This window comes from Limnohabitans sp. (assembly GCF_030158565.1).
Lineage (GTDB): Bacteria > Pseudomonadota > Gammaproteobacteria > Burkholderiales > Burkholderiaceae_C > Limnohabitans_A.
Genome location: NZ_JAOASQ010000021.1, coordinates 1 through 14443, shown reverse-complemented (window position 1 = coordinate 14443; position 14443 = coordinate 1). Strand labels below are relative to the sequence as shown.

The window sequence follows — 14443 nt, the reverse complement described above, 5'->3', positions numbered from 1 at the left end:
ACCGGCACCGTCAGCAACACCGACCGCACGGTGCAGATGGGCCGCCAGGCCGTGCTGCCGCCGGGCGATGCGAAACCCGATTTATGGATCATCCAGCAGATCGCCCATCGCATGGGCCTGAACTGGCACTACGCAGGCGAGCACGAAGGCGTGGCCGAGGTGTATGAAGAGATGCGCCAGGCCATGGCCCCGGCCATTGGCGGGATCGACTGGGCGCGCCTGAATGCGGGCTCGGTGACCTATCCGTGCGTGAGCGCCGACGACCCGGGCCAGCCCATCGTCTTCCATGACCATTTCCCCACCGCCGGCGGCCGTGTGCGGCTGGTGCCCGCCAGCCTGATCCCGGCCAACGAGCAGCCCGATGCGGAGTACCCGATGGTGCTGATCACCGGGCGGCAACTGGAGCACTGGCACACGGGCAGCATGACGCGCAGGGCCACCGTGCTCGATGCGCTGGAGCCTGCAGCCACGGCGTCCATGCACGCGGCCGACATGGCCCGCCTGGGCCTGCAGCCGGGTCAGCGCATCCGCGTGGCCTCGCGCCGGGGGCATGTGGAACTGGCCGTGCGCCAGGACAACGGCACGCCGCTGGGCGCGGTGTTCATTCCGTTTGCCTATGTGGAAGCCGCAGCCAACGAGCTGACCAACGCCGCGCTCGACCCGTTTGGCAAGATTCCGGAGTTCAAATACTGCGCCGTCCAGATCGAGGCCCTGACCTTGACCGCATAATCAGCGGCAATCAAAAGTCATCTGGCCTCCCCAATAGGCCGGGTGGGTCAGACAAACACGATGGGTCAAGGAGGCCTGCTTGAAACTGGATGTGCAACTCATCTTCTGGGTAGATGCGTTCATGTACCTGATGCTGCACGCGGCCTTGTGGTACGGATTGGCCCGCTTCCGCAGCCGCGTGGCGGTGCTGTGGAGTGTGTCCGGTATTTTGAGTGCGCTCAGCCTGTGCGTGCTGGGCAGCAGGGGGTTGATTCACGTCGACCATGTCGTTGTGTTTGGCCAATTGTTGATGGCCTTGGGCAACTGGGGGCGGCAAATTGCCCTGCGTTCGCTCGATGGCCCACCCGATGCCCGCTGGCTCTGGGGCATGGGCCTGTTCAACGTGCTGGCTTTGGGCTTGAGCTTTGGCTTGCATTTTTCGGGCGCACCCGAAAGCACCATCATGGTGGTGTTCTATTCGTTTTACACGCTCAATTGTCTGGAGTATTACGTCTCGGGGCGCCGCATGGCGCGCAGCCATGACAGCATTGGTGCCACCTCGATCCGTTGGGCGGGTTTGGTGTTGTCCGGCAGTCTGGGCATCAAGGCCTTGGCCATGATCACGGGGATTGGTTCAGACGAAGTGTACGAAGCATCCTGGGACCATGCGGTGGTGTTCGCGGGGCAGTTTGCCGGCATCACCCTGCTGAGTGTGGGCTTTATGCAGATTTTCATTGACAAGGCGCACCGCTCCAAAATCGCCGTGCAGGAACAACTGGCCCGTGAGCAAGAGCATGCTGCCTTGGCGCTGGAGCATTCGCAAACGCTGTCGACTTTGCTGGCCGAGCGTGAAGAAATCATTCGGCAATTGACCTTGTCCAACAAGAGTGCGGGTATGGGGGCCTTGGTGGCCAGTTTTGCCCATGAACTGAACCAACCACTGGCCGCCACACTCTTGCATGCCGAGTTGATTCAGGCTCAGGTGAAAGCCGCGAATGAACTGGGACGATCCGTCGACCAACAGCTGCTGGGGACCGTGGCCAGCCACATCGTGAGCGACACCCAAAGGGCAGGTGACATCATTCGCAAACTTCGCGCCTTGTTCCGCATGAGCAAAGGCGAGTTCTCCAAAATCGACTTCAAGCAATTGGTGCTCGATGTGCTGGACATTGTTCAGGTCAAGACGGCGCATCAGAAGGTGCGCATCACCACCAGTTTTGATGACGGTTTCCGCTTGTCGGGTGACGCCACGCAGCTGCAGCAAGTGGTGCTCAATTTGGTGACCAATGCCATCGATGCCATGAGCGACATCGAGCACCGTGAGCGGGTGTTGCAAATCCGTGGTCTGGTGTTGCCAGGTTATCTGGATCTGGAAATCGAAGACAGCGGCATCGGCATCCCGCAGGACAAGCAGGCCGAAGTGTTCAGCTTGTTCAAGAGCACCAAATTTGAAGGCATGGGCGTGGGGCTGTGGCTCAGCCAATCCATTGTGGAGTCCCATGGAGGCACTTTGAGATTTCTCAGTCAAGCAGGTCAAGGCACGGTTTTTACCCTGCGATTGCCCTCGTCAGACTATGTTTTGCCCGCTTGATGAACAATGCGCTCATGAACACCCCATCTCAAATTGACGTGGCTGTGCTGATGCGCCGTGAGCCGGTGCAAGGCCCCATGGCCCGCTGGCAAAGCCACCGCTGGACGCTGGACGATGTGGTCTTGCAGGAAGCCAGCTTTGGTCAGGCCGTTCGTTGCCTGCGTGAAACGCCGGATGCCTCGCAATGGCTCTACCCCAGCTGGTCGGTTCAGTTGTTTCCCGACGATGCCGAAGGCTATTGGCTCAACGCCACATCTCCCACGCCCTGCTGGTTTGTGATGTGGCGCATGATCGAAGTCGATGGTCAAACGCCGCGTGCAGAGCCCCAGGCGGTGAGCCTGAGCTACCACGATGCAGGCCGTTGGCTGGATGCCCAAGAAACCGTGGAGACCATCCCGGCCCCCGCAGAGGTGGTGCAGTGGATCCGTGAATTTGCCGAGCACCACTATGTGCCCGAAGTGAAGAAACGCCAGCGCCCTCAAAGCTTTCAGGGCCTGACCGATCGCTTTGGCCAGCCAGCATCGGTCAGCACCACCGAGAAACGCAAAGGCGGGCAAGGGCAGGGCGCATGAGCGATCATTTTTTGAGCCGCTGGTCGCGCCGCAAGCAAGAAGCGGCCAAGGGCCTGCCCCTGCAAGAGCCTGAGCAGCCCGAAATTTGCTTTACCACGGCGCCTGGCCAAGCGGCTCCAGTGGTTGTCGATCCAGTGGTCGGGCCAACATCGGCGACAAGCACCCCGGTTGAGCCCCTGCCCACGCTGGAAGACGCACAAGCCCTCACGCCCGAATCGGAGTTCGGTGCCTTCATGCAACAAGGTGTGCCCGCCGAGGTGCGCAACCTGGCAGTCAAGAAATTGTTTGCCGACCCGCACTTCAATGTGATGGATGGCCTGGACATTTACATCGGCGACTACAACTTGCCAGACCCTTTGCCTGCCGGCATGCTGCAAAAGATGGCCAGTGCCCAGTTCATGAATTTGGTGCCGCCTGAAATCCCAGAACCCGCCGAACCAGTTGAGGCTGTAGGGGTATTGCCGCATGAAAACCCTGATTTGCGCACCCAAGACCCAGAAACAGCTCAGCTTGTGGCACAGTCTGCGCCATCGCAAGCCACAACGGCATTGCCAGACTTGCCCTTAAGCGAACATGACGACCCTGATTTGCAACTGCAACCAAACCATGCCCCTGCAAGCCCAGACCCTGGGCCAGGTGCTGGGTGAAGATTTAAAACTCCACACCACACTGTGCCGCCGCGAGGCGGGCGAATTTCAGCGTGCCGTCAAGAGCGGCCAGACCGTGGTGGTGGCCTGCACACAAGAAAAGCGTTTGTTCTCTGAGCTGGCCGAACAAACCGAAGGCGCTGTGTCGCCTATCCGCTTTGTCAACATCCGCGAGACCGCAGGCTGGAGCAGTGAAGCCGCCAACGCCAGTCCCAAGCTGGCCGCCTTGTTGGCTGCGGCCCGCTTGCCCGAGCCTGAGCCGGTGCCCACCGTCACCTACAAAAGCGAAGGCCGTTTGCTGATCCTGGGGCCCATCGACCAAGCCGAGCGCGCTGCCGCCTTGATGGCCGACGCGATGCAAGTCACGATCTGGGCCGAAGGACCTGGCAATGCCGGCGGCGCCCAAGAGCGCCGCTACCCCGTCTTGGCCGGGCGCTTGCAAAGCCTGACCGGCTGGCTCGGGGCCTTTGATGTGAGCTGGGACGCCAGCAACCCGATCGACCTGGACCTGTGCACCCGCTGCAATGCCTGCGTGGCCGCCTGCCCCGAGCAGGCCATTGGTCTGGATTACCAAATTGATATGTCGCGCTGCAGCGCGCACCGCGATTGCGTCAAGGCCTGCGACGCCGTGGGCGCCATCAACTTCATGCGCGAGCCGCAGTCGCAAAGTGCACGCTTTGATGTGGTGCTCGATTTGCGCGGCGCCCCAGCGTCGCCCACCTTCACTTCGCATGCCTTGCCTCAAGGCTATTTCCGATGGGACGGGCAGGACCTGCAGACCTTGCTAAAGCTGCGCGAGCTGGTGGGCGAGTTTGAAAAGCCCCGCTTCTTTGCCTACAAACAAAAGCTGTGCGCGCATAGCCGCAACGAACAAATCGGCTGCAATGCCTGCGTGGACATTTGCTCGGCCGAAGCCATCAGCTCGGACAAGGCGCGCCAGCAAATCAAGGTCAACCCCAACCTGTGCGTGGGCTGCGGTGCCTGCACCACGGCTTGCCCGACCGGGGCCCTGACCTACGCTTACCCGCGCCCGGCTGAGCAGGGCGAGAAGATCCGCACCCTCTTGAGCACCTACCAAGCTGCTGGTGGCCGTGATGCCGCTTTGCTGCTGCACAGCCAGGACAAAGGCCAGGCCCTGATCGATGAGCTGGGCCGCGGCGCACAGCTCAAGGTCATGCAAGGCGTGCCCGCCCGCGTGATGCCGGTGGCCTTGTGGCACACCGCCAGCGTGGGTCTGGAGCTGTGGCTGTCGGCCGTGGCCTATGGCGCCCGGCAGGTTTTGGTCATGCTGACCGACGAAGAAGCGCCGCAGTACAAGAACGCTTTGATGGAACAAATGGCCGTGGCCCAAAGCCTGTTGAATGGCTTGGGCTACGAAGGCGTGCATTTTGAATTGCTGCAAGTGGGCAACGCCGCCTCGCTCGACGCCGATCTGCAGCGCCTGTCTGGACGAGCTGTCAAAGCCCCTGCGGGTCCGGCCCTGGCGGCGCGGCACGCGGTGCAGGCCGAAAAGCGCAGCAACCTCGAGCTGACCCTGGACCACCTGATGGCGCAGTCACCGGTCATGGCCGCGCCGTCTCGTCCGGCGGCTTTGGCCTTGCCTGCGGTGGGCTCACCGCTGGGCACCATCGTGGTCAATGCCAGCAAATGCACCCTGTGCATGAGCTGTGTGGGGGCCTGTCCTTCGTCGGCCTTGCAAGACAACCCGCAACAGCCCGAAATCAAATTCATCGAAAAAAACTGCGTGCAGTGCGGCCTGTGCGCCACCACCTGCCCCGAGCAAGCCATCACCTTGGAGCCACGCCTGTCGCTCGTGCCCGAGCGCACACAGGCCCGTGTGCTGCACAACAGCCCACCTTATGGCTGCGTTCGTTGCGGCAAACCCTTTGGCACGGTCAAGGCCATCGAGACCATGCTCGGCCGCCTGGCCGGGCACAGCATGTTCCAGGGCCCCGCATTGGAGCGCCTCAAAATGTGTGGCGACTGTCGTGTGGTGGACATGTTCACCGACGAAAACCAGGTCCGCATGGCGGGCGACAAACCCCTGAATTGATCTGTCATGAGTTCTGAATTGCATTTGTCCCAAACCAGCCACGCGCTGGACGAAGAAACCGCACGCGCCGAGATATACGGCCTGCTCTCATCGCTTTATTACCAGCCGCCTTCGCCAGAACTGTTGAATCAGTTGCAGGTGGCCGTGACCGAAGCGCCCGATGCAGGGGCCTTCTTGGAAGATTCCTGGCGCGAACTGGTGGCGTCTGCACGCGAGTTGAGCGCGGCACAAATTGCCAGCGAATACACCAGTTTGTTCGGTGGCGTGGGCAAGCCCGAGGTGTATCTGTTTGGCTCGCACTACCTCAGTGGCTTCTTGAACGAAAAGCCTCTGGTCAAGCTGCGCCACGACCTGATAGCCCTGGGCTTGGGGCGCAGCGATGACATGCCCGAAACCGAAGACCACGCGGCCTATGTGCTCGAGGTGATGCGCTTTCTCATTGCCGGAGACGATGTCTCGGTGGCCAACCTGAGCCATCAGCAGGCATTCTTCAGTCAGCATCTGCAGCCTTGGATGTCGCAAATGTGTCAGGTGCTTGTGGGGCATCCCCGTGCCCATTTTTATGCCCGTGTTGCCGCATTCACGGATGCGTTTTTGAGCGTGGAAGTTCAGGGCTTTGACTTGTTGCAGTGATTGAAAAAATCTTCACAACGCTGTGAGAAAAAAGACGAGGCTTTGTCAGGTTTTCACTTAGCCCGGTTTGACGATGCCATTCAATAATGAAATGACCGAGCTAATTCATTGGTGCTTGGCTATTTTTACAACGAATGGAGAATCACTGTGTCAGAAAACCAAACCCCACGTCGCCGTAACCTCCTCAAGGGCGCTGCCTTGGCCGCAGGTGCCATCTCCGCCCCCATGATTGCCAAAGCCCAGACTGGCCCGATCAGCATGCGCTGGCAGAGCACATGGCCTGCCAAGGACATCTTCCACGAATACGCGCTGGACTACGCCAAGAAGGTCAACGACATGACCGGTGGCGATCTGAAGATCGAAGTGCTGCCTGCTGGTGCTGTGGTGCCTGCCTTTGGTTTGCTCGAAGCGGTGTCCAAAGGCACTTTGGACGGCGGTCACGGCGTGTTGGGTTACCACTACGGCAAGCAAAACGCTTTGGCCTTGTGGAGCTCCGGCCCTGCTTTCGGCATGGACGCCAACATGATCCTGGCCTGGCACAAGTACGGCGGTGGCGCTGAGCTGTTGGCCAAGTTGTACGCCTCGATTGGCGGCAACGTCCAGTCTTTCCTGTACGGCCCCATGGCCACTCAGCCCTTCGGCTGGTTCAAGAAGCCGATCACCAAGACGGCTGACCTGAAAGGCCTGAAGTTCCGCACCAACGGTCTGGCGATTGACCTGTTCACCGCCATGGGCGCTGCCGTGAACGCTTTGCCAGGCGGCGAGATTGTGCCTGCGATGGACCGCGGTTTGCTCGACGGTGCCGAGTTCAACAACGCCACATCCGACCGCATCTTGGGCTTCCCCGATGTCTCCAAAGTCTGCATGCTGCAAAGCTACCACCAGGCCTCGGAAACCTTCGAGATCATGTTCAACAAGACCAAGTACGATGCACTGCCTGCCAAGTTGAAGTCCGTGATTTCGATCGCGACAGAAGCCGCTTCGGCCGACATGTCCTGGAAAGCCATTGACCGTTATTCCAAGGACTACATCGAATTGCAGACCAAGGACAAGGTCAAATTCTTCAAGACACCTGATGCGATCTTGCAAGAGCAGCTCAAGGTTTGGTCTGAAATTTTGGAGAAGAAGTCTGCCGAAAACGCGATCTTCAAGGAAGTTGTGGCCTCCCAGAAAGCATTCGCAGCCCGTGCTGTGAAGTGGGACCAGGACACCAACATCAGCCGTCGCATGGCAGTTAACCATTTCTTTGGTGCCAAAAAAGGCTGATCACCTTCTCAAGCCTTCCCCATCAGCCATCTGGGCATTTCCAGATGGCTGATTCATTTATGTGGTTCCCTTATGCAAAACCTGTTGCTTTTTATTGACAAAGTCAGCACATGGATTGGCCAGTTTTTTTCTTGGCTGATCGTGGCGCTGACTTTCATGATTTCCTGGGAGGTTTTCTCCCGATATGTGCTGGACAGTCCCCACGCCTGGGCCTTTGACGTCATGAGCATGATGTATGGCTCACTTTTCATGATGGCGGGTGCTTACACCTTGTCCAAAAACGGCCATGTGCGCGGCGATGTGCTGTACGGCTTTTTCCCGCCCCGCCTGCAGGCCTGGCTGGATTTGATTTTGTACATCGTGTTCTTTATTCCCGGTGTGGTGGCATTGGCTTATGCAGGTTACGGTTTTGCAGCCGAATCCTGGGCCATCCATGAGCACTCCAACATCACGGCCGACGGTCCACCGGTTTACCCCTTCAAGACCATCTTGCCCATTGCAGGTGCCTTCTTGCTGGCCCAAGGCTTGGTCGAAATCGTGCGTTGCATCGTCTGCATCAAGCAGGGCGAATGGCCCAAGCGCGGCGATGACGTGGACGAAGTCGATGTCGAAAAACTCAAGGAAATGGTCAACGTCAAGGACGAAGACATCGCGAAACTCGATGCGCTGGTGACGGCTGGCAAGGGAACTCACAAATGAAAAAAGAAGTCTGGTTCGGCCTGACGATCATGGCCTTGGTCGTGTTGTCGGCCTTTGTTTTGCTGCCGGCTCCGTCCGAGATGACCAATGGTCACTTGGGGCTGTTGATGTTGGCGCTGGTGGTGGTGGCGATCATGTTGGGTTTCCCGACCGCCTTCACCCTGATGGGCATGGGCATGATCTTCGCTTGGATCGCCTACAAAAGCCAAAACCCCGATTTGGCGGTCAGCCAAACACTGGACCTGATGGTCCAGCGGGCTTATTCGGTCATGTCCAACGACGTGCTGATCTCGATCCCGCTGTTCGTGTTCATGGGCTACCTGATTGAACGCGCCAACCTGATCGAAAAGCTCTTCAAGAGCATGCACCTGGCCATGGCCCGCCTGCCAGGCTCATTGGCGGTGGCCACCATCGTGACCTGTGCGATCTTCGCGACGGCCACGGGCATCGTTGGTGCAGTGGTCACGCTCATGGGCTTGCTGGCGCTGCCTGCCATGCTGCGTGCGGGCTACAGCGTGCAGTTGTCAGCCGGTGCCATCACGGCCGGTGGCTGTTTGGGCATTTTGATTCCGCCTTCGGTCATGTTGATCGTGTACGGTGCGACGGCTGGTGTGTCGGTGGTCAAGCTGTATGCCGGTGCATTTTTCCCCGGCATCATGCTGGCCACTTTGTATGTTGTTTATGTGGTGATCATTGCCAAGATCAAACCCCACATGGCACCGCCCATGTCGGCTGAAGACCGCATCGTGCCCTTGCCTGCTTTTGCGCAAGTGGTGTCCAAAGACGTCAGCAACACCGTGTTGCCAGGCCTGATCGGCGCCATCAAGGGCAAGCGCAATGTGGCCGTGCCCATGCGCGAATTGCTCAACCATTTGGGTATCGCTTTGCTGCCCGCCTTGGCGGTAGCCGCCATCATGGGCACCATTTACTTCAAGGTCACAGCGCCTTTGCCTGTTGAGGCGGTCGAAGGTGTGGTGGCCATGGGTGGTGAGTTGTCTGAAACTTCAGACGATCAAGAAGCTGAAAGTGTCAGCGGTTTGTCTGAACCTGAAGCCGATGGTCTGCAAACGCCGCCCGGTACGGCCGAAGTCGCCAAGGTCGAAGCGGCACCTGCTGCAGAACCCGCCAAAGCGCCTGCACCGGCAGCGGTCAGTGCTGCGGCTGAAACACCAGCGGCCCAAGCCGAGCGCCAGCCAGCGCCCATGTCCTTCTGGATTGGCCTGGCCAGCTGTGCCGTGGCACTGGCCATCTTCTACGCCTACTTCAGCTTTGTGCGCCTTGAAATCTTCAAGATGCTGCTGGGTTCGTTCTTCCCACTGGCCCTGATGATTCTGGCGGTGCTGGGCACCATCGTCTTTGGCTTGGCCACGCCCACCGAGGCGGCGGCCATGGGTTCGCTGGGCGGCTTGTTGCTGGCCGCAGCTTACCGACGCCTGAACTATGTGGTGCTGCGCGAGTCGGTGTACCTCACGGCCAAAACCAGTGCCATGGTGTGCTGGTTGTTTGTGGGCTCCAGCATTTTCTCGGCCGCGTTTGCGTTGCTGGGCGGTCAGGAGATCATCAACACCTGGGTGCTGGGCATGGACCTGACGCCTGTGCAGTTCATGATCCTGGCGCAAGTGGTCATCTTCTTGCTGGGCTGGCCATTGGAGTGGACCGAGATCATCGTGATTTTCATGCCGATCTTCATCCCCTTGCTGCCCCACTTCGGCATCGATCCGCTGTTCTTCGGCTTGTTGGTGGCCTTGAACCTGCAGACCGCTTTCCTGAGCCCACCTGTGGCCATGGCAGCGTTCTACTTGAAGGGCGTGAGCCCACCACACGTCACGCTGAACCAGATCTTCGCAGGCATGCTGCCTTTCATGGCGATCCAGGTTTTTGCGATCGTGCTGCTCTACATCTTCCCGGCCATCGGCATGTGGTTGCCTGAAGTTCTGTACAAATAAAAAGTACACCGTGCGCCCACGCACACACAGCCCAAGTGGTTTGTGTGCGTGGGCGTTTTTCAAGCCGAACGAATGATCTGTCTGTTACCCGCCTGACGGAAATGACTGGCAGTAAGGGTTTTTACTTTGAGGGGTTTTTCTTCGCCCGCTAGAATCACCTATGCAAAACATTGCCTAGGCCAGAGCCGGGTTTTCGTGCCACATTTTCTGGGGTCTTAGATGTCTTCCAAATCGCCTTCCACTTCCCGTCGCAGCGTGTTCGCTGGTGCTGCCACCGTGGGGGTTGTCGCGGCCGCCACCAGCGTTTTGCCAGCGGTGGTTCGTCAGCAATTGCCAGCTGCAGCCGTTTTGCCCAAACCTGCGCGTGGCGGCGGTTACACCCTGAGCGAACACGTTCAGCAGTACTACAAAACCACCCGCATCTGACCTGGCCACTGGCCGGTCTTTCATCTTTCCCCCAACTGGAGCCTTCCATGTTGTTGACCAAAAAGCAAAGCACCACCTCGGGTGGCGTTTCCTCTCCTTTCATTCACAGCCTGCGCCGCGGTTTGTCGCAAGCACTGCCTACACTCGACCGTCGCAGCTTTTTGCGCCGTTCGGGTCTGGGTGTGGGCGTGGGTCTTGCCGCATCCCAGCTGAGCTTGGTGCAAAAAGCCCAGGCGGCCACTGGCGCTTCCATCTTGGGTGCGGGCAAAGTCGAAGTCAAACGCACCGTGTGCACCCATTGCTCGGTGGGCTGCGCGGTCGATGCCGTCGTTGAAAACGGCGTCTGGGTCCGCCAAGAAGCCGTGTTCGATTCGCCCATCAACCTGGGCGCCCACTGCGCCAAGGGCGCGGCTCTGCGTGAACACGGCCATGGCGAATACCGCCTGCGCTACCCGATGAAGCTGGTCAACGGCAAATACGAGCGCATCAGCTGGGACACTGCCTTGACTGAGATCAGCGCCAAGATGCTGGAGCTCAAAAAAGCCAGCGGCCCTGACAGCGTGTACTTCATTGGTTCGTCCAAGCACAACAACGAACAAGCCTACTTGATGCGCAAGTTCGTCAGCTTCTGGGGCACCAACAACTGCGACCACCAGGCCCGCATTTGCCACTCCACCACGGTGGCCGGTGTGGCGAACACCTGGGGTTATGGCGCCATGACCAACTCGTACAACGACATGCAAAACAGCAAGGTCGCCCTGTACATCGGCTCCAACGCTGCAGAAGCGCACCCCGTGTCGATGCTGCACATGCTGCACGCCAAGGAAAACGGCTGCAAGATGATCGTGGTCGACCCGCGTTTCACCCGCACCGCGGCCAAAGCCGACGAGTACGTGCGCATCCGCTCCGGTACCGACATTCCGTTCCTGTTTGGTGTGTTGCACCACATCTTCAAGAACGGCTGGGAAGACAAGAAGTACATCAACGACCGCGTCTACGGCATGGACGCCGTCAAGGCCGATGTGCTGGCCAAGTGGACACCGGACAAGGTCGAAGAGGCCTGCGGCGTCAAGGAAGACCAGATGTTCAAGGTCGCCAAGATGCTGCACGACAACAACCCCGGCACCATCGTCTGGTGCATGGGCCAGACCCAGCACACGATCGGCAACGCGATGGTGCGCGCCTCGTGCATCCTGCAGCTCGCGCTCGGCAACATCGGCGTGAGCGGCGGCGGCGCGAACATCTTCCGCGGCCACGACAACGTGCAGGGCGCGACCGACGTCGGCCCCAACCCCGACTCGCTGCCCGGCTACTATGGCCTGGCCGAAGGTTCGTGGAAGCATTTCGCCAACGCCTGGGGTGTGGACTTCGAGTGGATCAAAAAGCAATTCGCCAGCCCTGCCATGATGGGCAAGAACGGCATCACCGTGTCCCGCTGGATCGACGGTGTGCTCGAGAAAAATGAACTCATCGACCAAGACAGCAACCTGCGCGGCGTCTTCTACTGGGGCCATGCGCCCAACTCGCAGACCCGCGGTCTGGAGATGAAGCGCGCCATGGACAAGCTGGACTTGCTGGTGGTGGTGGACCCTTACCCATCGGCCACAGCCGCCATGGCCGCCATGCCAGGCAAAGCCGAAGACCTGAACCCCAACCGCGCCGTGTACCTGTTGCCCGCCGCCACGCAATTCGAGACCAGCGGTTCGTGCACCGCGTCCAACCGTTCGCTGCAGTGGCGCGAGAAGGTCATCGACCCGCTGTGGGAGAGCCGCTCTGACCACATGATCATGTACCAGTTGGCTCAAAAATTGGGCTTTGGTACCGAGCTGGTCAAAAACTACAAAATGCAAAAAGTCAAAGGCATGGACGAACCCATGCCCGAAGACATCCTGCGCGAAATCAACAAATGCGTTTGGACCATTGGCTACACCGGTCAAAGCCCTGAGCGCCTGAAGGCCCACATGAAGAACATGAATGTGTTCGATGTGAAAACCCTCAAGGCCAAAGGCGGCAAAGACAAGGAAACCGGCTACGACTTCACGGGCGACTACTTCGGTCTGCCATGGCCTTGCTACGGCACGCCCGAACTCAAACACCCCGGTTCGCCCAACTTGTACGACACCTCCAAGCACGTCATGGATGGCGGTGGCAACTTCCGCGCCAACTTTGGTGTGGAGCGTGAAGGCAAGAGCCTGCTGGCCGAAGACGGTTCGCACTCCAAGGGGGCCGACATCACCACCGGTTACCCAGAACTTGACCACATCTTGCTGAAAAAGCTCGGCTGGTGGGACGAGTTGACCGATGCCGAAAAAGCCAAGGCCGAGGGCAAGAACTGGAAGACCGATTCATCGGGTGGCATGATGCGCGTGTTCATGCAAAACCATGGCTGTCACCCCTTTGGCAACGCCAAAGCGCGTGCCGTGGTCTGGAACTTCCCGGACCCCATTCCTCAGCACCGCGAGCCTTTGTACGGCACGCGTCCTGACATGATGGCCAAGTACCCCACGCACGAAGACAAAAAAGCCTTCTGGCGTTTGCCTACCCTGTACAAAACCGTGCAGGACAAGAACATCGCCGACAAGATGCACGAGAAGTTCCCGCTCATCCTCACCTCTGGCCGTTTGGTCGAGTACGAAGGTGGTGGTGAAGAGACCCGCTCCAACCCTTGGTTGGCCGAGTTGCAGCAAGAGGCTTATGTCGAGATCAACCCCAAGACAGCAGCTGACCGTGGCATTCGCAACGGCGACCGCGTCTGGCTGATGGGTGCCACAGGCGCACGTCTGGACGTGCAAGCCTTGGTGACCGAGCGTGTCGACACCGGCACCGTCTGGATGCCATTCCACTTCTCGGGTCGTTGGCAAGGTGCAGACATGCTGGCCTATTACCCCAAGGGCGCAGCCCCGGTGGTGCGTGGCGAGGCCGTCAATACGGCCACCACCTACGGTTACGACAGCGTCACCATGATGCAAGAGACCAAGACCACCATCTGCAACATCCAGAAGGCCTGAGGAGAACACGATGGCACGAATGAAATTCATCTGTGACGCCGAGCGCTGCATCGAGTGCAACGGCTGCGTCACCGCTTGCAAGAACGAACACGAAGTCCCATGGGGCGTGAACCGCCGTCGTGTGGTCACCCTGAACGACGGCATTCCCGGCGAGAAATCCATCTCGGTCGCTTGCATGCACTGCTCGGATGCGCCCTGCATGGCGGTTTGCCCGGTCAACTGCTTTTACAAGACCGACGAAGGCGTGGTCTTGCACGACAAGGACGTCTGCATTGGCTGCGGCTACTGCTCGTACGCCTGCCCATTTGGCGCACCGCAGTTCCCAAGCCAAGGCACCTTCGGTGTGCGCGGCAAGATGGACAAGTGCACCTTCTGCGCCGGTGGCCCCGAAGAACACGGCAGCCAAGCCGAGTTTGACAAGTATGGTCGCAACCGCCTGGCCGAAGGCAAGCTGCCCGCCTGCGCCGAGATGTGCTCGACCAAGGCGCTGCTGGCCGGTGACGGCGATGTGGTCTCCGAGATCTTCCGCAGCCGCGTGGTCCAGCGCGGCAAAGGCGCTGAAGTCTGGGGCTGGGGCACGGCCTACGGCAACCAAGCCAAGCAAGGAGCCTGATCATGCGAAGCACTTGGATTTTTTCAGCGGCCGTGGCCGCTGTGCTGGCGTTGTCGGCTTGTGGCGAAAAGCCGCAAGACAAGATGGGCATCCGCAGTGACCAGCCCGCGCAAGCGGGCACCGGTGTGGCCGCTTTCACGGAACCCGGCTGGAAAGCCGGTGACCAGGCCAGCTGGGCCAACCACCTCAAGGCCCGTGCCAACTACGGCATGAACGATCACCAGCGCGCGCCCAAGTGAGCGCATGAGGAGTTCATCATGCGTCGCTTGATCATCACTTTG

General features: G+C 59.6%; 13 protein-coding genes. All 13 read left to right on the top strand.

Going from position 1 to position 14443, the window contains the following annotated elements; all coding sequences use genetic code 11:
• The coding region (locus tag Q1W40_RS03410) for a molybdopterin dinucleotide binding domain-containing protein (RefSeq protein WP_300708886.1) at positions 1-729 on the top strand (729 nt) is incomplete at its 5' end.
• 79 nt (positions 730-808) lie between these two features.
• Positions 809-2299: a HAMP domain-containing sensor histidine kinase gene (locus Q1W40_RS03405; RefSeq protein WP_300708884.1), complete on the top strand. Its 1491-nt coding sequence runs from the start codon at positions 809-811 to the stop codon at positions 2297-2299.
• Positions 2299-2871, top strand: coding sequence for a DUF3305 domain-containing protein (locus Q1W40_RS03400; protein ID WP_300708882.1), 573 nt, complete (start codon positions 2299-2301; stop codon positions 2869-2871). The genes Q1W40_RS03405 and Q1W40_RS03400 overlap by 1 nt, the downstream gene beginning before the upstream one ends.
• Complete coding sequence (locus Q1W40_RS03395; protein WP_300708880.1) at positions 2868-3518, top strand: DUF3306 domain-containing protein; 651 nt, start codon at positions 2868-2870, stop codon at positions 3516-3518. Before Q1W40_RS03400 ends, Q1W40_RS03395 begins: the two co-directional genes overlap by 4 nt.
• Positions 3445-5571 carry a 4Fe-4S binding protein gene (locus Q1W40_RS03390; protein ID WP_300708878.1) on the top strand — a complete coding sequence of 709 codons (2127 nt, stop codon included), beginning with the start codon at positions 3445-3447 and terminating at the stop codon, positions 5569-5571. The genes Q1W40_RS03395 and Q1W40_RS03390 overlap by 74 nt, the downstream gene beginning before the upstream one ends.
• Positions 5572-5577: 6 nt before the next feature.
• Positions 5578-6204: a molecular chaperone TorD family protein gene (locus Q1W40_RS03385; protein WP_300708876.1), complete on the top strand. Its 627-nt coding sequence runs from the start codon at positions 5578-5580 to the stop codon at positions 6202-6204.
• A 147-nt stretch (positions 6205-6351) separates the two neighbouring features.
• The gene (locus tag Q1W40_RS03380) at positions 6352-7470 is read left to right on the top strand and encodes a C4-dicarboxylate ABC transporter (protein ID WP_199222273.1); all 1119 of its coding nucleotides are present in this window, start codon (positions 6352-6354) and stop codon (positions 7468-7470) included.
• Positions 7471-7542: 72 nt separating this feature from the next.
• Positions 7543-8169: a TRAP transporter small permease subunit gene (locus Q1W40_RS03375; protein ID WP_300708873.1), complete on the top strand. Its 627-nt coding sequence runs from the start codon at positions 7543-7545 to the stop codon at positions 8167-8169.
• Positions 8166-10115: a TRAP transporter large permease subunit gene (locus tag Q1W40_RS03370; protein WP_108324217.1), complete on the top strand. Its 1950-nt coding sequence runs from the start codon at positions 8166-8168 to the stop codon at positions 10113-10115. Before Q1W40_RS03375 ends, Q1W40_RS03370 begins: the two co-directional genes overlap by 4 nt.
• Before the next feature lie 219 nt (positions 10116-10334).
• On the top strand, positions 10335-10541 hold the full coding sequence (locus Q1W40_RS03365) for a formate dehydrogenase (RefSeq protein WP_300708869.1): 207 nt from the start codon (positions 10335-10337) through the stop codon (positions 10539-10541).
• Positions 10542-10588: 47 nt separating this feature from the next.
• Positions 10589-13549, top strand: coding sequence for a formate dehydrogenase subunit alpha (locus Q1W40_RS03360; RefSeq protein WP_300708867.1), 2961 nt, complete (start codon positions 10589-10591; stop codon positions 13547-13549).
• Positions 13550-13559: 10 nt separating this feature from the next.
• Complete coding sequence (fdh3B, locus tag Q1W40_RS03355) at positions 13560-14162, top strand: formate dehydrogenase FDH3 subunit beta (protein WP_300708865.1); 603 nt, start codon at positions 13560-13562, stop codon at positions 14160-14162.
• A 2-nt stretch (positions 14163-14164) separates the two neighbouring features.
• Positions 14165-14401 carry a hypothetical protein gene (locus tag Q1W40_RS03350; RefSeq protein WP_300708863.1) on the top strand — a complete coding sequence of 79 codons (237 nt, stop codon included), beginning with the start codon at positions 14165-14167 and terminating at the stop codon, positions 14399-14401.
• Positions 14402-14443 lie beyond the last annotated feature (42 nt).